Raw genomic sequence first — 23,469 nt, forward strand, 5'->3', positions numbered from 1 at the left:
GCCAGGATCACTCCGGGTCCGGCTTGCGCCCGGTGAGGGCCCGCAACGCCCCGCGCAGGCTGCGCACGTCCTGCTCGGTCATCGCCATGCGGTGGAGAATATCCCGCAGGTTGCGCACCATCCCGCCCCGCTTCTCGGGCGGGAAGTAGCCGACCGCATCGAGGGCGCCCTCCAGGCTCTCGAACAGCGAGATCAGGGCCGCCCGCGGCGCCGGGGCCGAGCGCAGCTCGCCGTCGAAGGGCAGGGCGGCGAGGCCTGCGGCCCGCCGCCACTCGTAGGCGACGAGGAGCACGCTCTGCGCGAGGTTGAGCGAGGAGTGCTTCGGGTCCACCGGGAAGGTCACGATGGCGTCCGCCAGCGAGACCTCGTCGTTCGAGAGGCCGACCCGCTCGCGCCCGAACAGGATCCCGACCTTCTCCCCCGCCGCGAGACGCTCGACCAGGGCGGGCATGGCGATGTCGGGCCCCATCACCCGCTTCATCTGTCCCCGCTCGCGGGCCGTCGTGGCGAGCACGTGATGGAGATCGCCGATCGCCTCGGCCACGGTGGCGTGGATCGTGGCGGCGTCGAGCACGTGGGTCGCGCCGGAGGCGGTCTCGCGCACGCCCTTCTTCGGCCAGCCGCCCTTCGGCGCCACGAGGCGCAACTCGGAGAGGCCGAAATTCGCCATGGCCCGGGCCGTCATGCCGATGTTCTCGGCGAGCTGCGGCTCGACCAGGATCACGATGGGGCGGGGAGAGGGCTGCTCGGACATCGATCGGGGCGGGTGAGGTGACGCGGCGCTTCTAGAGGATGCGCGGCGCGAGGGAAATCCGGGCCGCCGGGACGGTGACGGATCAGGCACTTGAGGGTGCCGGGTGGCTCGCGGAACCTTCGCGCGCCCCTCGCGTTGACTCAGCGGACCTCCTTGGCCTCGGCGCACCCGCCGGGGCTTTTTTCTTGCCGCTTCCGTGCCGCTGGTTAGCGGCTTCCCCCCCATGGTGCAGCGCGCTATGACCGCGCGACGGCCGGCCCCGCCCGCGGATCTCCTCCGCGCGACGGACCGGCATGGTCGCCGCACACGGAAGGCTGGTCGGTCATGGCGAAGATCAAGGTGACGAATCCCGTCGTCGAGCTCGACGGGGACGAGATGACGCGGATCATCTGGCAGTACATCAAGGACAAGCTGATCCACCCGTATCTCGACATTCCCCTGGAGTATTACGACCTCGGGATCGAGCATCGCGACGCCACGAACGACAAGGTGACGGTCGAGGCGGCCGAGGCGATCAAGAAGCATGGCGTCGGCGTGAAGTGCGCCACCATCACGCCGGACGAGGCCCGCGTGAAGGAGTTCAACCTCAAGGAGATGTGGAAGTCGCCGAACGGCACGATCCGCAACATCCTCGGCGGCGTGATCTTCCGCGAGCCGATCATCTGCAAGAACGTGCCGCGCCTCGTGCCGGGCTGGACGCAGCCGATCGTCGTCGGCCGCCACGCCTTCGGCGACCAGTACCGTGCCACGGACTTCAAGGTTCCCGGCAAGGGCCGGCTCACCATCAAGTTCGAGGGCGAGGACGGCACCGTCATCGAGCGCGAGGTCTTCAAGTTCCCGGGCTCCGGCGTCGCCCTGTCGATGTACAACCTCGACGACTCGATCCGCGACTTCGCCCGCGCCTCGCTGAACTACGGCCTCGCCCGCAAGTTCCCGGTCTATCTCTCGACCAAGAACACCATCCTCAAGGCCTATGACGGCCGCTTCAAGGACATCTTCGAGGAGGTGTACCAGAACGAGTTCAAGGCCAAGTTCGATGCGGCCGGCATCATCTACGAGCACCGGCTGATCGACGACATGGTGGCCTCGGCCCTGAAGTGGTCGGGCGGCTATGTCTGGGCCTGCAAGAACTACGACGGCGACGTGCAGTCCGATACGGTGGCGCAGGGCTTCGGCTCGCTCGGCCTGATGACCTCGGTGCTGCTCACCCCCGATGGCCAGACCGTCGAGGCCGAGGCGGCGCACGGCACGGTGACCCGCCACTACCGCGAGCACCAGAAGGGCAAGGAGACCTCGACCAACTCGATCGCGTCGATCTTCGCCTGGACCCGCGGCCTGTCGCACCGCGCCAAGCTCGACAACAACGCCGAGCTGGCGAAGTTCGCCGCCACCCTCGAGACGGTCTGCGTCGACACCGTCGAGGCCGGCTTCATGACGAAGGACCTCGCGCTCCTCGTCGGCGCCGACCAGCGCTGGCTGTCGACCACCGGCTTCCTCGACAAGATCGACGCGAACCTGAAGGCCGCGATGGCTGTCTGACCGGCTTGTCTGTCTGACCGGCTTGGCGGCCTGACAGGCCGCCCGAACGGACCCGCGGGGGAAGCCCCGCGGGTCGCTTCAGGATTATTCCGAGGCCGGGTTGGCCGGCTGCGCGGGGGCCGACAGGCTCGGCTGCGGGCCGTCATAGCCCTCCACGATCACGAGATCGATCTCGGCGCCGCCCTCCTGCTTGGCGCGGGCGGCTTGGTATTCGGGCGAGTTCCAGCAGGCGACGGCATCGGCGTGGCTCGGGAACTCGATCACGACGTTGCGCTGGCGGCTGGTGCCGAGCGCCGTCTCGAAGGCGCCGCCGCGCACGATGAAGCGGCCGCCGAACTTGGCGAAGGCCGCCCCGTTCGCCGCCACGTAGTTCTTGTAGGCCTCGGCGTTGTGCACGTCGACGCGGGCCACCCAGTATCCCTTCGGCATTCTCGCTTCTCCCTGATTTTTAGGCTGCCGCGATCTCGGCGACGATGCTCTGCGCCACCGCACGCGGATCGGCCGCCGCGGTGATCGGACGGCCCACCACGAGACAGTCGGCGCCTGCCCGGATGGCGGCGGACGGCGTCACCACCCGCTTCTGGTCGCCGGTCTCGGAGCCGGCCGGTCGGATGCCGGGCGTCACGATGAGGCGGTCGGGGCCGATGATCGCGCGCACCTGCGCGGCCTCGGTGGCGGCGCAGACGATGCCGTCGATGCCGATCTCTCGGGCCGCCAGCGCCCGCATGCCGACCAGTTCCGAGACGCTGAGCGCGTAGCCCGCCTCGCGCGCGTCGGCATCGTCGTAGGAGGTGAGCACGGTCACGGCGAGGAGGCGCAGGGCGCTGCCCGGGACGGAATCGCGGCCGCGCACCGCCGCGCGCATGGTCTGCGGATAGGCGTGCACCGTGAGGAGATGCGCGCCGAGGCGGGCCAGGGACTGCACGCCCTCCTCGACGGTGTTGCCGATGTCGTGGAGCTTGAGGTCGAGGAAGACCTTCGCGCCGCCCTTCACCAGCCGCTCGGCGAGGGCGAGGCCGCCCGCGTAACCGAGCCGGTAGCCGATCTTGTAGAAGGAGACGGCGTCGCCGAGGCGGTCGATCAGGCGCTCGGCCTCGTCGGTCGACGCCATGTCGAGGGCGACGATGAGCCGGTCGCGTGGGGAGAGGGTGTCGGACATCTGAGGTCTGGACCTGAGCGCTCGCAGGATGATCGCCCCACCGACCACAGGCCGCGGCGGTAAATCAAGGGTCCGCCGCCCGGCGCTACAGCCGGCCGGCGGCCCAGCGCTCCGCATCCGGCAGCCGGCCGAGCAGGGCGAGCCCGTGGGCGATCGACTCGAACTGGTCGGACGAGCCCACGCGCTCCGCCCCGAACAGGTCGATGAACAGCGTCCGGATCGCCGGCACGAAGGAGGTGCCCCCGGTGAGGAAGACCTGATCGATCGCGCTCGCGGGCAGCTGGGCCGAGACGAGCGCCTGCTCCACCGCCCCGGCGATGCGCCGGACATCCGGGGCGATGAGGTCCTCGAAGGCCGCCCGGGTCAGCGAGCCCTTCACCTCCACCGAGGTCCCCGGTCCCCGGAAATGCAGCTCCGCCCGCTCCTCGTTCGACAGCGCCACCTTGGTGGACGAGACGGCTTGGTAGAGCGCGAAGCCGAGATCGTTTTCGACCACGTCGATGAAGCGCGCCAGGGGCGCCGGATCGACGGCGACCTTGGCGAGGTCCTGCAACTCCTGGAGGTCGCCGGAGAACTTCATCAGGGCGAGCTGGTGCCAGCGGGACAGGCTCGCGTAGTAATGCGCCGGCAGCGGCAGCAGCTTGCCGCCCATCGAGCGGTAGGTGCCGCCCTTGCCGAGATGCGGCGCGACGAGATGCTCGACGATGCGCGCGTCGAGGGCGTCGCCGGCGATGCCGAGGCCGCTATGGCCGAGGGGCGTCGCGGTGAGGCGGCCGTCGCCGCCGCGGGCGAAGCGCATCACCGAGAAGTCGCTGGTGCCGCCGCCGAAATCCGCGATCAGCACCGTGGCCTCGCCCTCCAGGCGCTGCGCGTAGAAGAAGGCGGCCCCCACCGGCTCGTAGGCGTAGAGGGCGTCGCTGATCCCGAGCCGCCGGAAGGCCGCCGAGTAGCGGCGCATCGCCAGCTCCTCGTCCGGGTTGTGGCCGACGAACCGCACCGGCCGTCCGATCACCACCCGCCCGGCCGAGAGGTCGAGGGAGCCGCCCGCATCCGCCAGCAGCGTGCGCACGAAGGCCGCGAGCAGGTCCTCGAACTGGAAGCGGTCGCGGAAGATGCGCGTCTCCTTGAAGGCCGCGCTCGCCGCGAAGCTCTTGAAGGACTGGATGAAACGCAGGCCGAGATGCCCCTCCAGGAAGGCGTCGACCGCGAAGGGCCCGCCCGCCACCCGCGTCCTGGCCGAGAGGCCGCGCCCCTCCTGCCAGAAGGAGAGGGCCGACAGATAGGTGCGCAGATCCGCGTCGCGGTGACGGAAGGTGACGCCCTCGACCCGGCCGTCCGGGTCGGCGAGGGCGACCACGGTGTTGGTCGTGCCGAAATCGATCCCGATCGAAACGGGGATGGTCATCGGGAGGGCTCCGCGCTTGGCTGGGGACGGGAGGCACGCTCGCGCCGCGCCCGGGGCACGGGAGCGCGGCCGCTCGCTCGGAAGGGAAAGGGCGCTGCTCGTCGTCCCGGATCGCGGCGCCGTCAAGGTCCGGCGCGCCCAAAGTTTAGGCGGTGAGGCGGGCCACCTCCCGGCGCAGGACCGGCAGCAGCTCGGCCTCGAACCAGGGATTGCGCTTGAGCCAGCCGCTGTTGCGCCAGGACGGGTGCGGCAGCGGCAGCACCCGGGGCCGGCGCGGCTCGGCGAAGAGGTCGCGCCAGCGCATCACCGTGCCGGTGAGCCCGTCCTGCGAGCGGCCGAGATGCCACGCCTGCGCGTACTGGCCGATCACCAGGATCAGCTCCAGGGCGGGCAGGCCGGCGAGGAGATCCGCACGCCACGTCTCGGCGCATTCCCGGCGGGGCGGCAGGTCGCCGCCCTTGGCATCGTGACCGGGAAAGCAGGCGCCCATCGGCAGGATCGCCACCGTGCCGGGATCGTAGAACGCCGCCTCGTCGAGGCCGAGCCACGCCCGCAGGCGCGTTCCCGACGGGTCCTGGAACGGCCGGCCGCTGCGATAGGCGCGGTGGCCGGGCGCCTGGCTCGCGATGCAGAGGCGGGCGGTGGCGCGGCCCTGCACGATCGGGCGGGGCTCCACCGGCAGGGGCGGGCCGTGGCGGGGCGCGTCGCGGCAGAGCCGGCAGGCGCGCAGGGCCGCGGCGACGCGGTCGAAGTCACTCATGCGCGGACGGGGCGCCCAAAAAAGAAGCGCGGCCGAAGCCGCGCTGGGAGGGTCTCGAAACGATTGGTCCTACTTGTGGTAGCAGAGCCGTCGTTGCACCGAGGTGCGCTGTCACACCCCGCGGAGCGCCGCGAGATCGAGGGGCAGCGAGCGCAGCCGCTGGCCCGTCGCCGCGAAGATCGCGTTCGCGATGGCGGGCGCGAGCGTCGGCACCCCCGGCTCGCCGATGCCGGTCGGCGCCTCGGACGAGGGCACGATGTGCACCTCGACCTTGGGCATCTCGCTCATCCGGGTCGGCTCGTAGGAATCGAAGTTCGTCTCCTGCACGGCGCCGTCCTTGAAGGTGATGCGGTTGCGCAGGACCGCCGAGAGCGCGAAGCCGACCGCTCCCTCGACCTGGGCGCGGACCACGTCCGGGTTCACCGCCACGCCGACATCCACCGCCGCCACGATGCGGTTCACCGTCACCTTGCCGGCATCGACGGCGACGTCGGCCACCATGGCCACGTAGGAGCCGAAGGATTCGTGCGCCGCGACGCCGAGGCCCTGGCCGGCCTTGCCGGGCTTCGTCCCCCAGCCCGCCTTCTCGGCGGCGAGCTTGAGGGCGCCCGAGAGGCGCGGTGCCTTCTGGAGCAGGCCGAGCCGGTAGGCCACCGGGTCCTGGCCCGCCGCATGGGCCAGTTCGTCGATGAACACCTCCATGGCCTGGGCGGTGTGCGAATGGCCGACCGAGCGCCACCACAGCACCGGCACCGCGTCGCGGGCGTTGTGCACCTCGAAGCGGTAGGCGGGCAGGGCGTAGGGCGTGTCCGCCGCGCCCTCGACGGTGGTGGAATCGACCCCGTCCTTCACCAGCATCGCCTCCATCGCGGTGCCGATGATGATCGACTTGCCGACGATGCTGTGCTCCCAGCCCGCGATGCCGCCCTTGGCGTCGAGGCCGGCGCGGATGCGGTGATAGGCGGCGGGCCGGTAATAGCCGCCGGTGATGTCGTCCTCGCGGGTCCAGACGAGGTGGATCGGCTGCTTCTCGCCCGTGGCCTTCAGGATCGCGGCAGCCTCCGCGATGTAGTCGGCGGAGGCGGTGGCCCGCCGGCCGAAGGAGCCGCCGGCCCAGACCGTGTTGATGCGGATCTTGTCCGGCGTGGTGCCGAGGATCTGCGCCGTCACCACCTGCTCGATGGTCTGGAACTGCGAGCCCGCATGGATGTCGTAGCCGCCATCCGCCGCCTTCTCGATGGTGGCGTTGAGGGGCTCCATCGGCGCGTGGGCGAGGAACGGGAAGCTGAACTCCGCCTCCAGCACCTTCGCGGCGCCCTTGATCGCGCCTGCCGCGTCGCCCTGCCGGGCCGCGACCAGCCCGGGCTTGGCCGCCATCGCCTTGTAGTCGGCGAGCTGCTGCTCGGAGGAGCGGCGCTCCGCGCCGGTCTCGTCCCAGGTCAGCGCCAGGGCCTCGCGGCCCTTCATGGCCGACCAGGTGTCGCGGGCGAGCACCGCGACCCCGCTCGGGATCCGCACCACGTCGACCACGCCCGCCACCTTGCGGGCGGCCGCGTCGTCCACGCTCTTCAGCGTCGCGCCGAAGCGCGGGGCCCGCGCCACCACCGCCGTGAGCTGGTTCGGGCGGCGGATGTCGAGGGCATAGACCGCGCTGCCATTGGTCTTGATGCCGGAATCGAGCCGCGGGAGCTTCGTCCCGATCAGCGTCCACTCCTTCGGATCCTTGAGGCGCGGGTTCTCCGGCACCGGCTGCGCGGCGGCGGCCGCCGCGAAGGCGCCGAACCGTGCCTCCTTGCCCGCGCCGGCATGGCGGATCAGACCCTTCTGCACCGTGATCTCGGCGGCCGGCAGCTTCCACTCGGCCGCGGCGGCCGCGACCAGCATGGCGCGGGCGGCCGCCCCCGCCTTGCGCAGCTGGATCCACGAATTCGACACCGCGGAGGAGCCGCCGGTGCCCTGGATCGGCCCGAAGGCGAGGTTGTTGTAGAGCGAGGCGTCGGCGGGCGCGAAGGCGGTGCGCACCTGCGCCCAGTCCGCATCGAGCTCGTCCGCCAGGATCGTGGCGAGCCCGGTCGTGTTGCCCTGGCCCATGTCCAGGTGCTTGATGATCACCGTGACGCTGTCATCCGCGGCGATGCGCACGAAGGCGTTCGGCCGCGTCGGCACCTTGGACAGGTCCGGGCCGTGGGCGGCCTCGGCCCTGAGGCCCGGCAGGTCGAGATGGAAGCCGACGACGAGGGCGCCGGCGACCGCGGCACCGCCCGTGAGGAAGGCGCGGCGCGAGGAGGCGAGGGGGCGCGTGACGAGGGAGCGCTTGGCGCGCAGAGCGTGGAACATGGGCAACCTCCCGGGGATCAGGCGAGCGAGCGGGCGGCGTCGTGGATCGCCGCGCGGATGCGCTGGTAGGTGCCGCAGCGGCAGATGTTGCCGTCCATAGCGCCGTCGATATCCGCGTCGGTGGGCGCCTTGTTCTCGGAGAGCAGCCCGATCGCCGACATGATCTGCCCCGACTGGCAGTAGCCGCACTGCACCACGTCGAGGTTGCGCCACGCGGCCTGAACCGCCTCGGCGACCTTGCCGGACACGCCCTCGATGGTGGTGATCTTGGCATCCGCGAGGTCGCCGATGCGCGCTTGGCAGGCGCGGGCCGGCTGGCCGTCGATATGGACCGTACAGGCGCCGCACTGGGCGATGCCGCAGCCGTATTTCGTGCCGGTGAGGTTCAGGTGATCGCGGATAGCCCAGAGGAGCGGCATCTCGGGATCGGCATCGACCTCGATGGTCTTGCCGTTGACGGTCAGCTTCGGCATCGCGAGCTCCGACTTTTTACCTGGAATGGGTCCAGCCTCGCTGGTGTGAGGCGACACCTGCCACGGAGGCAAGCGCGGCTTTTGTGCGCTGCCGCACATCGTCGCGAGGCGGGAGGGATGACCGGGCGGCGCCGCTCGCGACAATTCTCCCGGTCATCGAAGGGCAACCTTAACAATTTTCCGCAAGCCTCCGGGCCGGATACCCGTCCGGAGGCCAGGAGCGGCGCGACCCCATCCCATGTCCGAAATCACGGCGCAGATGGTGCGGCGCGGGCGGGGCCCGACCGCGGAGGAGGCGGCCCGGCGGCGCAAGCTCGCGCGCGACGTGCGCTCGGCCCGCGAGCGGCTGACCTCCTCGATCGGCCTGGAGCGCGCCTTCGATTACGAGCTGCTGCGGGTCTTCGCGCAGTACCGCATCGGCGCCTTCCTGCCGCTGATGCTGCTCGCTCTCGGCGTCGCCGCGGCCTCGGCCTTCTGGCTGCCGGTGCCCTGGACCGCCCTGTGGCTGGGCGGCGTCGTCGGCTGCATCGGGGCCGTCGCCGCCCTGGCGCGGCGCTTCCTGCGGCAGGATCCGGACGCGATCGCGTTGCGCCCCTCGCGGCGGCGGGCGGTGATCGGGGAGGTGGTCCAGAGCAGCGCGTGGTCGCTTCTCGTGGTGTTCGCCTTCTCGGCCGAAGGGTCGAACGTGCGCACCTTCGTGCTGTTCGTCCTGCTGATCGTGGCGGCGGTGACGACCATGCTCGCCGCGACGGTTCCGCTCGCGGCCGCCGCCGGCCTGCTGCCCCTCAGCCTCGCGACGCTCTCGCTCCTCGCGATGGCCCGGGGCCTCGAACCGGTGCTGCTGATCTGCATGGCGGTGGGCGCGCAGCTCTTCTTCCTCGTCCTGTCGAACCACCTCTACCGCTCGACGGTGGCGGCGCTGCAATCCCGGGCCGAGAAGGATGCGATCTTCGGCGAACTCGAACAGGCCAAGGCCAATTCCGACGAGGCGCGGCGGCGCGCCGAGGAGGCGAACCTCGCCAAGTCGCGCTTCCTCGCCACCATGAGCCACGAGCTGCGCACGCCGCTCAACGCCATCCTGGGTTTCTCGGAGGTGATGAAGAACGAGGTCTTCGGCCCGCACGCGGCGCCGTCCTATCAGGAATACTCGACGGACATCCACGACAGCGGGATGCACCTCCTGAACCTGATCAACGAGATCCTCGACCTGTCGCGCATCGAGGCGGGGCGCTACGAGCTGAACGAGGAGGCGGTGCAGCTCGCCTACGTGGTGGAGGAGTGCCGCCACATGATGGCCCTGCGCGCCCGGGCCAAGAACCAGACCTTCAAGGAGCTGGTCGATCCCTCGCTGCCGCGGCTCTGGGCCGACGAGCGGGCGATGCGGCAGGTGGTGCTCAACATCCTGTCGAACGCGATCAAGTTCACGCCGCCCGGGGGCGAGATCACCATCAAGGTCGGCTGGACCTCGTCCGGCGGCCAGTACGTGAGCATCAAGGATACCGGCCCCGGCATCCCCGAGGACGAGATCCCGACCGTGATGTCCTCCTTCGGCCGCGGCTCGCTCGCCATCAAGACCGCCGAGCAGGGCTCCGGCCTCGGCCTGCCGATCGTGAAGGGCCTCGTCGACCTGCATGGCGGCGGCTTCCAGCTCAAGTCGAAGCCCCGGGAGGGCACCGAGGTGATCGTCACCTTCCCGGCCTCGCGGGTGATGGATGCGCTGCCCGCCGTCGATGTCGGCGGCGACAAGCCTCCGGCCCGCCCGGCCCGCGCCGCCTGAGGAGCGCGCCACCGGCCTTGAACCGCGCCGCCGGCTGCGCCAGTCTTCGCCCGGGAGGGACCGGATGATGCCGACGCTCTATCACTGCGTGGGGGCGCGCTCGTTCCGGCCGCTCTGGATGCTGGAGGAGATCGGGCTCGCCTACGATCTCGTGATGCTGCCCTTCCCGCCGCGGGGCCACCGCAAGGACTACTTCGCGATCAATCCCCTCGGCACGATCCCGGCCTTCCGCGACGGCGACGCGGTGATGACCGAATCCGCCGCGATCTGCGAGTATCTCGCCGCCCGCCACAGCCCGGGCGGGCTCGGCGTGCGCGCCGACGAGCCGGATTTCGGCGCCTATCTCAACGCGCTCCATCTCGGCGAGGCGACCCTGACCGTCCCGCAGACGCTGGTGCTGCGCTACGGCCGCTTCGAGCCGGAGGAGCGGCGGCTGCCGCAGGTGGCGGAGGATTACGCCCGCTGGTTCGCCTCGCGGTTGAAGGCCTTCGGCACGCTGATGGGCGACCGGACCTACGCCGCCGCCGGTCGCTTCACCGCCGCGGATATCAGCCTCGGCTACGCCCTGATGCTGGCCGAGTATGCCGGCCTCGGCGACAGGCTGCCGGATTTCGCGCGGGCCTATTGGGCGCGGCTCGCGGATCGACCCGCCTATCGGCGAGCCCTCGCGGCGGAACGCGCGGCCGCCCACGCGCAGGGCGTCTCGCCGGTGCCGGCCCCGCTCGGGGGCTGAGCGGCTCGTCGCGGGAGCGGGGGCGTCCTTCCAGCGCACCATCGTCGGAGACCGCCGCCCCGGCACGAGGGCTGTCTCAACGATCCCGCCCGATATCGGATGTCCTTGATGGAAGGGCCGCCGTGGGGGGCGGCGCCCGGCGAAGGTCGGGAAGTCGCCCTCGGCCCCGCTCACGCAATGTCCCGCATCGCGGGCGTCGGGGCCGGTTGCGGACGATGGGCAAGCAGCCGGTCGAGCGGCGCGTGGCGGCTCATCCGCTTGTGGGCGGAGGCCAGGAAGGGATCCGCGTGGCAGGTGGCGTTCATGCTCGCCGCGAGGAGGCGGACCGCCGCCACGAGGGCCGGGGAGCCGGCCACGTGCACCACGTCGGTCGCGCGGAGATGCGGCAGATGCGTGGTGAGCCGCCCGGCCGGCCGGCTGGGGGCGGGCTGTCCGCCGCTTGCCGCCGCCACCTGTTCGACGCCGCTCCGCCTGAGCCAGTCCAGCGCCTCGCCCATGTGGAGATCGGCGGGATCGCGGGCGCCCGCGATGAGCACCATCGCGCGGGCGGGTTCGCGGAAGCGCGCCGCGCGGGCGATGCTCCAGATCGGCGCCCAGCCGGTTCCCACGCCGACCAGCACGAGCCGACCCGGCCCGGGCCGGTGGAAGGCACGGCCGAAGGGCCCGCGCACCTCCACCGCGTGACCGACGCGGATGCGCCGGCCGATCGCGGACGAGACGAGGCCGCCGGGCCGGCGTCGGAGGTGGAGAACCAGCTCGTTCAGCTCGCCCGACCCGTCGCTGCGCAGGGTCGGGCTGTAGTCGCGCGCCGGAAAGCCCGCGAAGGTACAGGCGACGGACTGGCCAGGCAGGACGGCGAGCGGCCTGGCCAGGGCGAGCGTCACTTCCACGATTCCGGGCGAGAGCGGAGCGAGGCCGGTGACCACGCCCCTGCGTCGGCCCACGGGAGGAGCGGCATCGCGCGCGATGCCGCGCGTCGGCAGCGATTCGTCCGTCGGCTGCGTCACGGCTGGCAGGTCTCCGGCACCCTCTCGCTCATCGGCGGATGTCAGCGGTTCGCAGGCCGCCGGCATGATTGCTTGAGAGAAGTCGGCTTTTGTATCGAAATCGGTGCCGCATCAACGGAATTAACCGGAGGATCAGCTTTCATTCGGATTATGGTTAACAGGATTTAATTGGGATTGACCTTGCGACCAAGGCCTGTGTCGAGGTGTCCGCGGACGGGGCTCTCACGATGCGCGGGGCAGAGCCCGATCCGCGTGCGTCCGGGGCGGAAACCCGCCCGGGGCGGCGGCGTTGGTCGCGGCTCGCGCCCGGTCGGGCCCACATCCCAGGAGACGCCTCGCGCATGCTCGTCTACGGCGATACGGCCCGGACCGATGATCCGCGGGTCTGGCTCGCACGCATCGCCGATCTCTGCGCCGAGGCTGCCGCCGGCCCGCCGGGCCTCGCCCGTCACAGCCGGCTGGTCGCGGCGCTGATCGCGGCGGGCGAACTCGGCCAGGGGTTGGCCGACGCGGCCTTCGCGGAGCAGGACGCCGACGACCTCCCCACGGCCGGCGCGCAGGCCGTGACGGAGCTGCTGCTGGCCCTCGCCCGCGCCGTCACGGAATCGTGGGATCACGGCCTCCGCGGCGATGCGCCGAGCCCCTCCGCGCTCCTGGCGGCGGTCGAGCGGGCGCCGCTTCCCGGCCGCATCACGGGCAAGCGCGCCGAGGGCTTCGCGTTCTACGCCCTCTACCCGGAAGCCTATGCCGCGGCGGCGCGGGCCTCGGGGCTGGGGCCCGGGACCCGCGTCGTCGGGATCCGCAGCATCGGCCTCCCGCTCGCCGCGATGAGTGCAGCTTCCCTCGGGGCGCCGCCGCCGGTCACGGTCCGCCCCGTCGGCCACCCGTTCGACCGGCGGCTGCGCGTCACCCCGGCCCTGGACGACGGGCTGTGCGGAGGGATCGCCGGCGACGTCGCCATCGTCGACGAGGGGCCCGGCCTCTCCGGCAGCTCCTTCGGGGCCGTCGCCGACCACCTGGAGGCGCGCGGCGTGCCGCCGGATCGGCTGGTCTTCTTCCCCGGCCACGGCGGCGAGCCGGGGCCGCGGGCGCAGCCGCGCCATCGCGCCCGCTGGGCGGCCACCCGCCGGGTCGTGACCGGGTTCGACGACCTCATCCTTCACGCGCGCGAGCCCGCGCGGCGGCTCGAGACCTGGGTCGCGGGGCTGGTCGGCCCGCTCGACGGCCCGCTGGAGGACGTCTCCGGCGGAGCCTGGCGGGCCCACCTCGCCGGGCCACCCGCTGCGTGGCCGCCGGTCCACGCGCAGCAGGAGCGGCGCAAGTTCCTGGCCCGGGCGCGCGGCGAGACCTGGCTCGTCAAGTTCGCCGGGCTCGGGGCCGCCGGGGACGACGCCCTGGCCCTGGCGGAACGCCTGCACGCCGCCGGCTTCACGCCGCCCGTGGCCGGCCTCGCGCACGGGTTCGTGGTGGAGCGCTGGCTCGGCGAGGCCCGTCCGCTCTCCTCCGGCGCCCACGATCCGCTGCGCCTCGCCGAGGTCGTCGGGCGCTATCTCGCGTTCCGGGCCACGGCCTTTCCGGTGGAGCCCGGGCGCGGCGCCACCCTGGCCGACCTCGTGGCGATGGCCCGCCACAACGGCGCGACCGCCCTCGGCGCGGAGGCGGCCGGGCGGTTCGACGCCTGGGACGAGGCGCGGCTCGCGCGCCTCGCGGCGCTGGTCCGGCCGGTGCGGATCGACGGGCGGCTCCAGCCCTGGGAATGGCTGCTGCTGCCGGATGGCAGCCTGCGCAAGGCGGATGCCCTCGACCACCACGCCGGCCACGATCTCGTCGGCTGCCAGGACGTCGCCTGGGACGTGGCGGGGGCCCTGGTCGAACTCGACCTGCCGCCCGCGGCCGGGGCGCGGCTGGTCCGCGTGATGGAGCGCGAGGGCGTGACGCCCGATCCGGACCTCCTCGGCCTCCTGATCCCGTGCTACCTCGCCTTCCGGCTCGGCGCCTGCACCCTCGCGGCGCAGAGCGGCACACCCGACGATGCGGCATGGCAGCGGGGCGCGGCGTCTTCCTACGCAGCCCGCCTCGACCGGCTCCTGAGAGACCTGAGATGATCCTCCTCCGGCATGGACAGAGCGCGTTCAACCTGCATTTCCGCGCCACGGGCGAGGATCCCGGCATCCCGGACGCGCCGCTCACGCCCCTGGGCCACCGGCAGGCCGAGGAAGCGGCGGCGTCGCTCGCGGAGGCGGGTATCCGGCGCATCGTCTGCTCGCCCTACACCCGCGCCCTGCAAACCGCCTCCCCGGTGGCCGCGCGGCTCGGCCTCCCCATCCTGGTGACCACGGCCATCGCCGAGCGTTTCGCGGCGAGCTGCGATATCGGCACGGCCTGCTCGGCCCTGGCGGCGGCGTGGCCGCATCTCGATTTCGGGGAGGTCGCGGAGGTGTGGTGGCCCGATGCCGAGGAGCCGCACGACGTCTTCCGGGCGCGCACCACGGCGTTCCGCCGCACGATGGCGGGCGATCCCGACTGGGCCCAGACCCTGGTGGTCTGCCATTGGGGGGTCATCATGGCCCTGACCGGGCAGAGCCTCGACAACGGCACCTGGATCCGCCTGGAGCCCGAGGACGAGGCCGCCTCGGGCGCCTGAAGCCGTCAGGCGTCGACGGCCGTCTCCAGCGCATGGGCGTGCCGTGCGCCGCGCAGGCGGAGGAGGTCCGCGAGCGCCGCCTGTCGGATCGGCGCGATGCGGTCCCGCAGCTCCTCCGGGACCGCGCCGGCCCGGCCCGCTTCCTCGATCTCCCGGCACAAGGCGGCGAGGGCGGCGAAGCCGAGGAGGCTCGCCGTCGACACCACCGCGCGGGCGTTCCGCCGCAGGCGGTCGCGATCGGCGGCCGGGGCCTGAAAGCCGCGCCGCAGCTCGGCGGCGAGGAGGTCGAGCAGGCCGTCCACCCGGTCGCGACCGAGCAGGCCGACCATGCTCGCGAAGGCATCGGGATCGTGGGGCGGCGGCTCGGGCGATCGCGGATCCGGCTCCGCCTCGGCGAGGGTCACCGAGAACCAGAAGGTCGAGCCGAGGCCGGGCCGGCTCTCGACGCCGATCCGTCCGCCCATGCGCTCGACGAGATTCCCGGCGATGGCGAGGCCGAGCCCGCTGCCGCCGAAGGTCCGCCGGATCGAGCCATCCGCTTGGCTGAAGCGCTGGAACAGCCGCCCGTGCTGCTCGGCCGGGATCCCGATGCCCGTATCCGTGACCGCGACATGCAGGGCGCGCCGCTTCTCCCGCACGGGGCCTTCCGAGAGGGTGAGCGTCACGCTCCCGGCATTCGTGAACTTCACGGCATTGCCGAGCAGGTTGAGCAGGACCTGCCGCAGGCGGTCCTCGTCGCCGACGACGGTTACTGCCGCCAAGCTCGGCGCCACCCGCGCGTGAAGGGCGATGCCCTTGGCCTGGGCCGACGCATCGACGATCGCCACGGCCGTCTCGACGAGGCCCGCGAGGCGGAAGGGCTGGGGATCGAGCGTGAGTTCGCCCGCCTCGATCGTCGAGAGGTCGAGGAGGTCGCTGGCGATGGTCAGCAGGGCGGTACCCGCCGCGCGGATGCGCTCGCCCTGGCGGCGGTGCCGCTCGCCGAGGGTCGGATCCTCCAGCAGCAGGTCCGTGTAGCCGAGGATGCTCGTCAGCGGCGTGAAGATCTCGTGGCTCATCGTGGCGAGGAAGTCGGTCTTGGCCCGGCTCGCCCGCTCGGCGGCGTCGCGCGCCTGCTCCAGCGCCGCCGCCTGATGCTGGCGCTCCGAGACGTCGCGCAGGGCCGCGACGTAGCCGCAGGGCGCCCCGCCCGCGTCCCGCAGGAGCCGCAGCCTCGCGTCCACCCAGACATGGCTCCCGTCGCGGCGCCGGTAGCGCTGGCAGCTCGTCGCGGTCTCGACCTCTCCGGCCGCGAGGCGCGCCAGGATCTCCGCGCCGGCGGCGCGGTCGTCCGGATGGATGTCGGCCAGGGGCTTGGTGCCGACGAGTTCCTCGGGCTCGTAGCCCAGCAGCTCGCGGCAGGCCGGGGAGACGTAGCGGCGGGTGGTGTCGAGATCGGCCTGCACGATCATGTCGCTGCCGTTCTCCGACAAAAGCCGGTAGCGCGCCTCGCTCGTCCGCACCGCGCGCTCCGCTTCCGCGGCCCGGCGGTGGTGGCGGTCGAGGGCGATGCCGAGGGTGCCGAGGAGCACCACCGCGAGGGCGATCGCGGCGGCCTCGGTGATCACGGCCCGGCGCCATCCCGCCAGGATCTCGGGCAGGCTGCGGGTGACCGCCACGACGACCGGCTGGCCGTCGAGCCGCTCGTAGGCGACGAGGAGTTCCGTCCCGTCGCGGGCGGCCCGGGACCGGACCACGCCGCTCGCCGCGCGCGGCAGATGGGTGCGCAGGAGATCCTCCTGCGTCGGGGCGTCGCCCACGGAACCGGCCCACGGCGGCGCGCCGACGAGCGGCCGGCCCTCCGGATCGAGCAGCGCGACCGACCCGCCCTCGCCGAGGGCGAGGCCGCCGTAGAACCGCTCGAAATGCTCGGGGGCCAGGGACGCCAGAACCACGCCGCCGAAGCCGCCATCCGGGCGGCGCCAGCTCCGCGTCACCGGGATGAGGAGCTTGCGGCTCACCCGGCTGCGCAACGGGGGATCGAGATGAATCTCGCGATCGGGCTCCTCGCGGTGGCGCAGAAGGTAGCGGCGGTCGGCCGAGCCGCTCCAGCCGAGAGCGGATCGCGGCGAGGCTGCGATCCAGGTGCCGTCATGGTCCGTCACCACGAGGCTGCGGATCTGGGCGAGCCCGGTGCCGCTGCGCTCGAGGGAGCGCTGCAACGCCTCCGGTTCGCCGAGCGCGCCGCTCTCGACCGCATCGACCACCTCGCGCAGCGCGAGGTCGACCGCCTCGATGCTGCGGGTCGCGTGCTGCGCGAGGGAGTGGCCGAGATTGCGCATGCCGCCCGTCGCCTCGGCCAGCGCGAGGCCGCGGCCCTCCCACATGTGGCAGATGCCGGTCACGAGGATCGCACTCGCCGCCAGATGGGCGAGAAGCGCATGGCTCGCCAGAAACCCGCGTTCGCGCAGGCGGAAGATGTCGATGGCGGGAAACCTCATCCCGGTCAACGATATGGCCTGTCGTGTATTTTGCCGGCCATTGGAAATTCAGCGCAGCGCATGACGCCGCAGGACGAATGCCGGATGCGGTGTGAAATCGCTGGCGCCGGACCAGATCGGATCGCTCGGCACGCAAGCCAGGAATACGGTCGCATCTTCGCCTCGACTTCCCTGACGTCACCATAGGGAAGAAATCGCGCCGCGCACAACCCGCGCCCGGCATCACGCTCCGTTGCAGGGTGGGGACAGCGCCCGGTCGTGGCGGGCGGGCGCCGGCGCGGCGAGGCTCCCGGAACGACGAAAGGCCCCTCTCTCGCCGGGAGAGAGGGGCCTTCGAGCCGGTCTGCGGACAGCTTACTCGGCCGGTTGCAGGACGGCGGGGAGGTCCTCCGCGAGCGGCAGCGGGCTGCCGTTGAGGGCGGCGGCGAGGCGCTCCTCGTCCACCTCGCCTTCCCAGCGGGCGACGACGACGCAGGCCACCGCGTTGCCGATGAAGTTGGTCAGCGCGCGGCACTCGGACATGAAGCGGTCGATGCCGAGGATCAGCGCCATGCCGACGACCGGCACCGAGGGCACCACCGCGAGCGTCGCGGCGAGGGTGATGAAGCCCGAGCCGGTCACGCCGGCGGCGCCCTTCGAGGAGAGCATCGCCACGAGCAGCAGCAGGGCCTGTTCGCCGAGCGAGAGGGGCGTGTCGGTCGCCTGGGCGATGAACAGGGCCGCCATCGTCATGTAGATGTTGGTGCCGTCGAGGTTGAAGGAGTAGCCGGTCGGTACCACGAGGCCGACGACCGGCCGCGAGCAGCCCGCCCGCTCCATCTTGTTGAGGAGCGAGGGCAGCGCCGATTCCGACGACGAGGTGCCGAGCACCAGGAGCAGCTCCTCCTTGATGTAGCGCACCAGCTTGATCACCGAGAACCCGTTGTAGCGGGCCACCGCGCCGAGCACGACGAGCACGAAGATCGCCGAGGTGAGATAGAAGGCGAAGACGAGGTAGGCGAGGTTGGCGAGCGAGGACACGCCGTACTTGCCGATGGTGAAGGCCATCGCGCCGAAGGCGCCGATCGGGGCCACCTTCATGATGATGTGCACCACGCCGAAGATCGCCTCGGCGGTCACCTTGACGAGGTCGAGCACCGGCCTGCCGCGGTCGCCCATGAAGGCGAGGCCGAAGCCGAACAACACCGAGAAGAACAGGACCTGAAGGATCTCGCCGCCCGCGAAGGCACCCACCGCCGTCGAGGGAATGATGTTCATCAGGAAGTCGACGATGCTCTGCTCCTTGGCCTTGCCCGCGTAGGTGGCGACGGCCTTGGGATCGAGGGACTTCGGATCGATGTGCAGGCCGTGGCCGGGCTGCAGCACGTTCGCCACCACGAGGCCGACGATCAGCGCCAGCGTCGAGAAGGTGATGAAGTAGATCAGCGCCTTGGCGCCCACCCGCCCGACCTTCTCCAGGTTCGTCATGCCGGCGATGCCGGAGACGACGGTGAGGAAGATCACCGGGGCGATGATCATCTTCACGAGCTTGATGAAGGCGTCGCCGAGCGGCTTCATCTCCGCGCCGAGCTGCGGATAGAAGTGGCCGAGCAGGATGCCGATCGCCACCGCGACCAGGACTTGGAAGTAGAGCGTGCGGTAGAGGGGCTTGGGCTTGGGCGGCGCGTGCGGGGCGGTGAGGGGCGAGGGGACTGTGACGGCCATGAGGCGTTCTCCCGGTTGATGACGACGATTCGGGCCGGTCGACGCGGCGGGCGGGGTGCCCGTCCGGTTCCGGCTCTTGCTCTTGACCTTCCGGTGTGCAGCCTCTGCCGACGGAAGAGGCCGCGATCGCTGCCGGAATGGCAACCGGCGTGCCAGGGCGGCTGGCCGGCAAAGAATTTGCTAAGATGTTGTGAATGGGAGGAAATTTCCGATGCCGGAGGAGAGGCCGCCCGGTCCCGTTCCGGCCGCCCGCACGACGCCTGGCGAGGCTGTGCGGGATTCCGCAATGCTGACGGCTGCGCGGCGGCCGATTCTCGCCTGGGTCGCCGCGCTGGCGGCGGTGCTCCTCGCCGCCTGGATCGGCGGGCGCCTCGCCGAGCGGGCGGCGCTCGCGGATCTGCGCCGCTCGGCCTCCGCCGGGCTCACGCTCCAGGTGGCGGCGCTGCGGGCCGAGATGCAGAAGCAGGCCTCGCTGCCCCTCGCCCTCGCCGCCGATCCCGAGATGGCCGCCCTCGTCGCGGCGGGGGCGGAGCCCGGCCTCGCCGGGCGGGTGAGCGGGCGGCTCGCCGCGATCGCCGCCGCGACGGGCGCCGCGGTGATCTACGTCATCCGGGCGGACGGGCTGACGGTGGCGGCGAGCAACGCCGGCACGGCGACGAGCTTCGTGGGCAACGACTACACCTTCCGGCCCTATTTCCGCGAGGCGCTGGAGCAGGGGGCCGGCTCCCAGTTCGCGCTGGGCACGGTCAGCGGGCGGCCCGGGCTCTATCTCTCCCGGCGGATCGCGGGCGGGGGCGGCGTGGTGGTGGTCAAGGTCGAGTTCGACGGCGTCGAGGCCGCGTGGCGGGGGAGCGGCGCGCAGGTCTTCGCCACCGATCCCCGCGGCATCGTCCTGGTGGCGAGCGAGCCGGCGTGGCGGTTCCGCACCCTCGGCCCGGTTGAGGATGCCGAGCGGCAGCGGATCCGCGAGCGCCTCGATTTCGGCCATGCGGACCTGACCCCGCTGCCGCTCCATCCCGCCGCGGAGGGTGATCTGATGCGGGTCGGCGGGGCGGCGACGCCCGCACGCCTCGTCCTGCCCCTCGACGCCGCCATCCCCGACACCGCGTGGCGGCTCCACGTGCTGACGCCGGTCGGTGCGGCGGTGCGGCGCGAGCGGTGGCAGGCGCAGGTGCTCGCAGGCCTCGTCGCGGGGGCGGCCTGCGCGGGGCTCGCCGTGCTCCACGCCCGCCGCCGCCGCACGGACGCGCAGCGCGCCGAGGAAGCCGCCCGGCGCGAGGAGCTGGAATCCCGGGTCCGCGAGCGCACCCGGGCGCTCACCGACGCGAATGCGCAGCTGCGGGCCGAGATGGCCGAACGCCAGCGCGCCGAGGCCGAGCGCGAGCGGCTCGGGCGCGAGCTGGCCCAGGCCGGGCGGCTCGCCGCCCTCGGCCAGTTCGCCGCCAGCATGGCGCACGAGATCAACCAGCCGCTCGCCGCCATCCGCTCCTACGCGGACAACGCCGCGATCCTGATCCGCCGCGGCCGCATCGAGGATGCGAGCGAGAACTTCTCCGCCATCGGCCGCCTCACGGAGCGCATCGCCGGGCTCACCCGGCAGCTCAAGGGCTTCGCCCGGCGGGCCTCGGGGCGGCGCGAGCCGGTCTCGCTCGCCGGCATCCTGCGCAACGCCCGCGAGGTGGTGCAGGCCCGCGCCGCGGAGGGCGGCGTCGCCCTGGCCATCGCCTCGCCCGAGCCGGACCTGATCGTGCTCGGGGACGGGGCACGCCTGGAGCAGGTGCTGGTGAACCTGCTCCAGAACGCCCTCGACGCCGTTGCGGGCCGCCCCGACCCGGGGGTGAGCGTGCGCGCGCAGGCGCGCGGCGGCCGGGCGCTGGTGGAGGTCGCCGATAATGGCCCGGGCATCCCGGAATCCGTGCGCGCGCAGATCTTCGATCCGTTCTTCACCACCAAGGCCGAGGGGCTCGGGCTCGGCCTCGCGATCTCACGGGGCATCGTCGAGGAATGCGGCGGCACGCTCGCGGTCTCCGCGGGCGAGACCGGCGGCGCCGTGTTCCGCATCGACCTCGCCCGCACGGACACCACGGAGGAGGCGGCATGACGCAACCCGCCGACAGGATCGTCTTCATCGACGACGAGGAGGACGTGCGCCGGGCCAACCGGCAGAGCCTCGAACTCGACGGGCTCGCGGTGGAGGCGTTTCCGGCGGCCGAGCCCGCCCTCAAGGCGATCCTCGCCGATCCGCCGGGCGTCGTCGTCACCGACGTGCGCCTGCCCGGCCTCGACGGGCTCGGCCTGTTCCGGGCGGTGGCGGAGGCGGATCCCGACCTGCCGGTGATCCTCATCACCGGGCACGGGGACATCACCATGGCGGTGCGCGCCATGCGGGAGGGGGCCTACGACTTCCTCGCCAAGCCCTATCCGGCCGAGCAACTGATCGGCTCGGTGCGCCGCGCCCTGGAGCGCCGCCGCCTCGTGGTCGAGAACCGCACCTTGCGCGAGCGCCTCGACGCGGCGGTGGCGGAGGATCCGGCCTTCCTCGGCGTCTCGCCCGCGATCACCCGGCTGCGCCGGTTCGTCCGCGACGTGGCGGAAGCGGATGTGGACGTGCTGGTGCTCGGCGAGACCGGCTCCGGCAAGGAGGTGGTGGCCAACGCCCTGCACCGCTGGAGCCGGCGGCGGCGCGGCAACTTCGTGGCGATGAATTGCGGCGCGCTGCCGGACAGCGTGGTGGAGAGCGAGCTGTTCGGTCACGAGGCGGGCGCCTTCACCGGCGCGGTCAAGCGCCGGGTCGGGCGCATCGAGCATGCGAGCGGCGGCACGCTGTTCCTCGACGAGATCGAGAGCATGCCGCTCGGCCTCCAGGTGAAGCTGCTGCGGGTGATCCAGGAGCGGGCCGTCGAGCCGCTCGGCACCAACGAGGTGCGGCCGGTGGACATGCGGGTTGTGGCGGCGACGAAGATCGACCTCGGCCAGGCCGCCGCCCAGGGCACCTTCCGGGACGACCTCTACTACCGCCTCAACGTGGTGACGGTGGCGATCCCGCCCCTGCGGGATCGCCGCGAAGACGTGACGCTGCTGTTCGAGCACTTCCTCACCCGCGCCGCCGCGCGCTTCAACCGGCCGCCGCCGCCGGTGACCCCGGCCATCCGCGACATGCTCAACCGGCATTCCTGGCCCGGCAACGTGCGCGAACTCAGCCATTTCGCGGAGCGCTGCGCGCTCGGCCTCGGGCCGGCGGCGCCCGGGGAGGGCGCGGCCACCCGCACGCTCACCCTCGCCGAGGAGGTCGACCGCTTCGAGCGGGGCCGCATCCGGGACGAGCTGATCATGGCGGGCGGCGATGTGCGCCTCGCGGCCGAGGCTCTCGGGACGCCGCGGAAGACCCTCTACGACAAGCTCGCCCGCTACGGGCTCGATCCGAACGACTACCGCTGACGGACGAGGCCGCCCGGCTTCTCCGATCGCGCCGCTCCAGCTGGGAGCGGGCCCGGATCGTTGCGGTTGACTCCAGGAAGCTGGATATGAATTCTGGCATCATGGATGATGCGCCGGCCGATTTCGATGCGCGCCTCGCCGCGCGATTGCGGGCGTTGCGCCATGCCCGCAGCCTGACCCTTGACGGGCTCGCCCAGCATTCCGGGGTGAGCCGGTCGATGATCTCGCTGGTGGAGCGGGGCGAGAGCAGCCCGACCGCCTCAATCCTCGAACGGCTCTCGGCCGGTCTCGGGGTCTCGCTCGCGGCCCTGTTCTCCAGCGAGGAGCGGGAGGACGCCTCGCCGCTGAGCCGGCGGGCCGATCAGCGCTGCTGGCGCGACCCGGGCACGGGCTACCAGCGCCGCAACCTCTCGCCGCCGGGCTTCGCCTCGCCCCTCGACCTCGTGGAGGTGGAACTGCCGCCCGGCGCCACGGTCGCCTACGACAGCACCCGCGTCCCGCCCCTGGAGCAGCAGGTCTGGGTCCTCGACGGAACGGTCGTGGTGACGCTGGGCGCGGAGGTCCACCGCCTCGCGGCCGGCGACTGCCTCGCCATGCGCGTCGACCGGCCGGTCGCCTTCCACAACCCCGCCGGCCACCCCGCCCGCACCCTCGTGGCCGTCGCCACGGGCGCGCGGGCCGAGCATCGAGGTGCCCCGTGACCGCCCCGACCATCCGCGACCTCTCCGCAGACGAGGCCCTGGCGCGCCGCGACGCCCTGGCGGCCCTGCTCATCGATTGCGTCGAGGGCGGCGCGTCGGTGAGCTTCATGGCACCCCTGCCCGCGGCGAAGGCGGACGCCTATTGGCGCGACGTGGCGGCGGGCGTCGCGCGGGGCGAGCGGCGCCTGATCGTGGCCGAGGAGGCGGAGGGCCGGCCGGTCGGCACCGTGCAGGTCGTGCTGGCGCAGCCGGAGAACCAGCCGCACCGGGCCGACGTGTCGAAGGTGCTGGTGCTGCGCCGGGCCCGGGGCCGCGGGATCGGCGCCGCCCTGATGCGGGCCGCCGAGGAGGCGGCGCGCCGAGCCGCCAAGACGCTCCTCGTCCTCGACACCGCGAGCGCCGAGGCGGAACGGCTCTACGCGCGTTCCGGATGGTCGCGGGTCGGCACCATCCCGGGCTACGCGCTCCTGCCCGACGGCCGGCCCTGCGACACGGTCTACTTCTACAAGGAGTTGTCGTAGAGGGGGCGGCGCCTCTCGAAAGCCATCATGGCCTGCG

The 23,469-nt window shown here is 72.4% G+C and carries 19 protein-coding genes; 9 read left to right on the forward strand and 10 right to left on the reverse strand.

Annotated features, from left to right (window positions below; translation table 11 throughout):
• Positions 1-7: 7 nt before the first annotated feature.
• Entirely contained in the window at positions 8-754 is a 747-nt protein-coding gene (locus tag ACE101_RS05920; protein WP_379126756.1) for an RNA methyltransferase, read from the reverse strand.
• A 324-nt stretch (positions 755-1,078) separates the two neighbouring features.
• Between ACE101_RS05920 and ACE101_RS05925 the strand changes: the two genes are divergently transcribed.
• The gene (locus ACE101_RS05925; RefSeq protein ID WP_379126758.1) at positions 1,079-2,293 is read left to right on the forward strand and encodes an NADP-dependent isocitrate dehydrogenase; all 1,215 of its coding nucleotides are present in this window, start codon (positions 1,079-1,081) and stop codon (positions 2,291-2,293) included.
• An 84-nt stretch (positions 2,294-2,377) separates the two neighbouring features.
• Here ACE101_RS05925 and ACE101_RS05930 read toward each other — a convergent pair whose 3' ends face one another.
• The 6 genes from ACE101_RS05930 to ACE101_RS05955 form a co-directional block, all read right to left on the reverse strand.
• Positions 2,378-2,722: a DUF1330 domain-containing protein gene (locus ACE101_RS05930; protein WP_379126760.1), complete on the reverse strand. Its 345-nt coding sequence runs from the start codon at positions 2,720-2,722 to the stop codon at positions 2,378-2,380.
• Positions 2,723-2,741: 19 nt separating this feature from the next.
• Entirely contained in the window at positions 2,742-3,452 is a 711-nt protein-coding gene (gene pyrF / locus ACE101_RS05935; protein ID WP_379126762.1) for an orotidine-5'-phosphate decarboxylase, read from the reverse strand.
• A gap of 85 nt (positions 3,453-3,537) precedes the next feature.
• The gene (locus ACE101_RS05940; RefSeq protein WP_379126764.1) at positions 3,538-4,857 is read right to left on the reverse strand and encodes an Hsp70 family protein; all 1,320 of its coding nucleotides are present in this window, start codon (positions 4,855-4,857) and stop codon (positions 3,538-3,540) included.
• 145 nt (positions 4,858-5,002) lie between these two features.
• On the reverse strand, positions 5,003-5,617 hold the full coding sequence (locus ACE101_RS05945; RefSeq protein WP_379126765.1) for a uracil-DNA glycosylase family protein: 615 nt from the start codon (positions 5,615-5,617) through the stop codon (positions 5,003-5,005).
• A 111-nt stretch (positions 5,618-5,728) separates the two neighbouring features.
• A complete protein-coding gene (locus ACE101_RS05950) occupies positions 5,729-7,954 on the reverse strand; it encodes a xanthine dehydrogenase family protein molybdopterin-binding subunit (protein WP_379126767.1) in 2,226 nt (741 codons plus the stop codon).
• A gap of 17 nt (positions 7,955-7,971) precedes the next feature.
• Positions 7,972-8,427 carry a (2Fe-2S)-binding protein gene (locus tag ACE101_RS05955; RefSeq protein WP_379126769.1) on the reverse strand — a complete coding sequence of 152 codons (456 nt, stop codon included), beginning with the start codon at positions 8,425-8,427 and terminating at the stop codon, positions 7,972-7,974.
• Positions 8,428-8,665: 238 nt separating this feature from the next.
• On the opposite strand from ACE101_RS05955, the gene ACE101_RS05960 reads away from it, so the two are divergent.
• Both ACE101_RS05960 and ACE101_RS05965 read left to right on the forward strand, forming a co-directional pair.
• On the forward strand, positions 8,666-10,204 hold the full coding sequence (locus ACE101_RS05960) for a sensor histidine kinase (RefSeq protein ID WP_379126770.1): 1,539 nt from the start codon (positions 8,666-8,668) through the stop codon (positions 10,202-10,204).
• Positions 10,205-10,271: 67 nt separating this feature from the next.
• The gene (locus tag ACE101_RS05965) at positions 10,272-10,937 is read left to right on the forward strand and encodes a glutathione S-transferase family protein (RefSeq protein ID WP_379138501.1); all 666 of its coding nucleotides are present in this window, start codon (positions 10,272-10,274) and stop codon (positions 10,935-10,937) included.
• Positions 10,938-11,107: 170 nt separating this feature from the next.
• Here the strand turns inward: ACE101_RS05965 and ACE101_RS05970 are convergent, their stop codons facing one another.
• A complete protein-coding gene (locus ACE101_RS05970; protein ID WP_379126772.1) occupies positions 11,108-11,944 on the reverse strand; it encodes an FAD-binding oxidoreductase in 837 nt (278 codons plus the stop codon).
• Positions 11,945-12,285: 341 nt separating this feature from the next.
• Between ACE101_RS05970 and ACE101_RS05975 the strand changes: the two genes are divergently transcribed.
• Together ACE101_RS05975 and ACE101_RS05980 are read left to right on the forward strand one after the other, a co-directional pair.
• Positions 12,286-14,049, forward strand: coding sequence for a hypothetical protein (locus ACE101_RS05975; protein WP_379126774.1), 1,764 nt, complete (start codon positions 12,286-12,288; stop codon positions 14,047-14,049).
• Complete coding sequence (locus ACE101_RS05980) at positions 14,046-14,588, forward strand: histidine phosphatase family protein (protein ID WP_379126776.1); 543 nt, start codon at positions 14,046-14,048, stop codon at positions 14,586-14,588. The genes ACE101_RS05975 and ACE101_RS05980 overlap by 4 nt, the downstream gene beginning before the upstream one ends.
• Before the next feature lie 5 nt (positions 14,589-14,593).
• Here the strand turns inward: ACE101_RS05980 and ACE101_RS05985 are convergent, their stop codons facing one another.
• Both ACE101_RS05985 and ACE101_RS05990 read right to left on the reverse strand, forming a co-directional pair.
• On the reverse strand, positions 14,594-17,068 hold the full coding sequence (locus tag ACE101_RS05985; protein WP_379126778.1) for an ATP-binding protein: 2,475 nt from the start codon (positions 17,066-17,068) through the stop codon (positions 14,594-14,596).
• Positions 17,069-17,422: 354 nt separating this feature from the next.
• Complete coding sequence (locus ACE101_RS05990) at positions 17,423-18,772, reverse strand: dicarboxylate/amino acid:cation symporter (protein ID WP_379126780.1); 1,350 nt, start codon at positions 18,770-18,772, stop codon at positions 17,423-17,425.
• Between the two features lie 286 nt (positions 18,773-19,058).
• On the opposite strand from ACE101_RS05990, the gene ACE101_RS05995 reads away from it, so the two are divergent.
• The 4 genes from ACE101_RS05995 to ACE101_RS06010 all read left to right on the forward strand — a co-directional run bounded on the left by ACE101_RS05995 (position 19,059) and on the right by ACE101_RS06010 (position 23,432).
• Complete coding sequence (locus tag ACE101_RS05995) at positions 19,059-20,873, forward strand: ATP-binding protein (RefSeq protein WP_379126782.1); 1,815 nt, start codon at positions 19,059-19,061, stop codon at positions 20,871-20,873.
• Positions 20,870-22,210, forward strand: coding sequence for a sigma-54-dependent transcriptional regulator (locus ACE101_RS06000; protein ID WP_379126784.1), 1,341 nt, complete (start codon positions 20,870-20,872; stop codon positions 22,208-22,210). The genes ACE101_RS05995 and ACE101_RS06000 overlap by 4 nt, the downstream gene beginning before the upstream one ends.
• Before the next feature lie 86 nt (positions 22,211-22,296).
• On the forward strand, positions 22,297-22,911 hold the full coding sequence (locus ACE101_RS06005) for a helix-turn-helix domain-containing protein (protein WP_379126786.1): 615 nt from the start codon (positions 22,297-22,299) through the stop codon (positions 22,909-22,911).
• Positions 22,908-23,432 (forward strand): GNAT family N-acetyltransferase, encoded by a 525-nt coding sequence (locus ACE101_RS06010; RefSeq protein ID WP_379126788.1) that lies wholly within the window; start codon positions 22,908-22,910, stop codon positions 23,430-23,432. Before ACE101_RS06005 ends, ACE101_RS06010 begins: the two co-directional genes overlap by 4 nt.
• Positions 23,433-23,469: the final 37 nt, after the last annotated feature.

The organism is Methylobacterium carpenticola, assembly GCF_042748905.1.
GTDB lineage: Bacteria > Pseudomonadota > Alphaproteobacteria > Rhizobiales > Beijerinckiaceae > Methylobacterium > Methylobacterium carpenticola.

Excerpts from the sequence above, each read along its gene's own strand:
- ACE101_RS05920 (WP_379126756.1), bottom strand. The coding sequence starts at position 754 with ATGTCCGAGCAGCCCTCTCCCCGCCCCATCGTGATCCTGGTCGAGCCG.
- ACE101_RS05925 (WP_379126758.1), top strand. The coding sequence starts at position 1,079 with ATGGCGAAGATCAAGGTGACGAATCCCGTCGTCGAGCTCGACGGGGAC.
- ACE101_RS05930 (WP_379126760.1), bottom strand. The coding sequence starts at position 2,722 with ATGCCGAAGGGATACTGGGTGGCCCGCGTCGACGTGCACAACGCCGAG.
- pyrF (WP_379126762.1), bottom strand. The coding sequence starts at position 3,452 with ATGTCCGACACCCTCTCCCCACGCGACCGGCTCATCGTCGCCCTCGAC.
- ACE101_RS05940 (WP_379126764.1), bottom strand. The coding sequence starts at position 4,857 with ATGACCATCCCCGTTTCGATCGGGATCGATTTCGGCACGACCAACACC.
- ACE101_RS05945 (WP_379126765.1), bottom strand. The coding sequence starts at position 5,617 with ATGAGTGACTTCGACCGCGTCGCCGCGGCCCTGCGCGCCTGCCGGCTC.
- ACE101_RS05950 (WP_379126767.1), bottom strand. The coding sequence starts at position 7,954 with ATGTTCCACGCTCTGCGCGCCAAGCGCTCCCTCGTCACGCGCCCCCTC.
- ACE101_RS05955 (WP_379126769.1), bottom strand. The coding sequence starts at position 8,427 with ATGCCGAAGCTGACCGTCAACGGCAAGACCATCGAGGTCGATGCCGAT.
- ACE101_RS05960 (WP_379126770.1), top strand. The coding sequence starts at position 8,666 with ATGTCCGAAATCACGGCGCAGATGGTGCGGCGCGGGCGGGGCCCGACC.
- ACE101_RS05965 (WP_379138501.1), top strand. The coding sequence starts at position 10,272 with ATGCCGACGCTCTATCACTGCGTGGGGGCGCGCTCGTTCCGGCCGCTC.
- ACE101_RS05975 (WP_379126774.1), top strand. The coding sequence starts at position 12,286 with ATGCTCGTCTACGGCGATACGGCCCGGACCGATGATCCGCGGGTCTGG.
- ACE101_RS05980 (WP_379126776.1), top strand. The coding sequence starts at position 14,046 with ATGATCCTCCTCCGGCATGGACAGAGCGCGTTCAACCTGCATTTCCGC.
- ACE101_RS05985 (WP_379126778.1), bottom strand. The coding sequence starts at position 17,068 with ATGAGGTTTCCCGCCATCGACATCTTCCGCCTGCGCGAACGCGGGTTT.
- ACE101_RS05990 (WP_379126780.1), bottom strand. The coding sequence starts at position 18,772 with ATGGCCGTCACAGTCCCCTCGCCCCTCACCGCCCCGCACGCGCCGCCC.
- ACE101_RS05995 (WP_379126782.1), top strand. The coding sequence starts at position 19,059 with ATGCTGACGGCTGCGCGGCGGCCGATTCTCGCCTGGGTCGCCGCGCTG.
- ACE101_RS06000 (WP_379126784.1), top strand. The coding sequence starts at position 20,870 with ATGACGCAACCCGCCGACAGGATCGTCTTCATCGACGACGAGGAGGAC.
- ACE101_RS06005 (WP_379126786.1), top strand. The coding sequence starts at position 22,297 with ATGAATTCTGGCATCATGGATGATGCGCCGGCCGATTTCGATGCGCGC.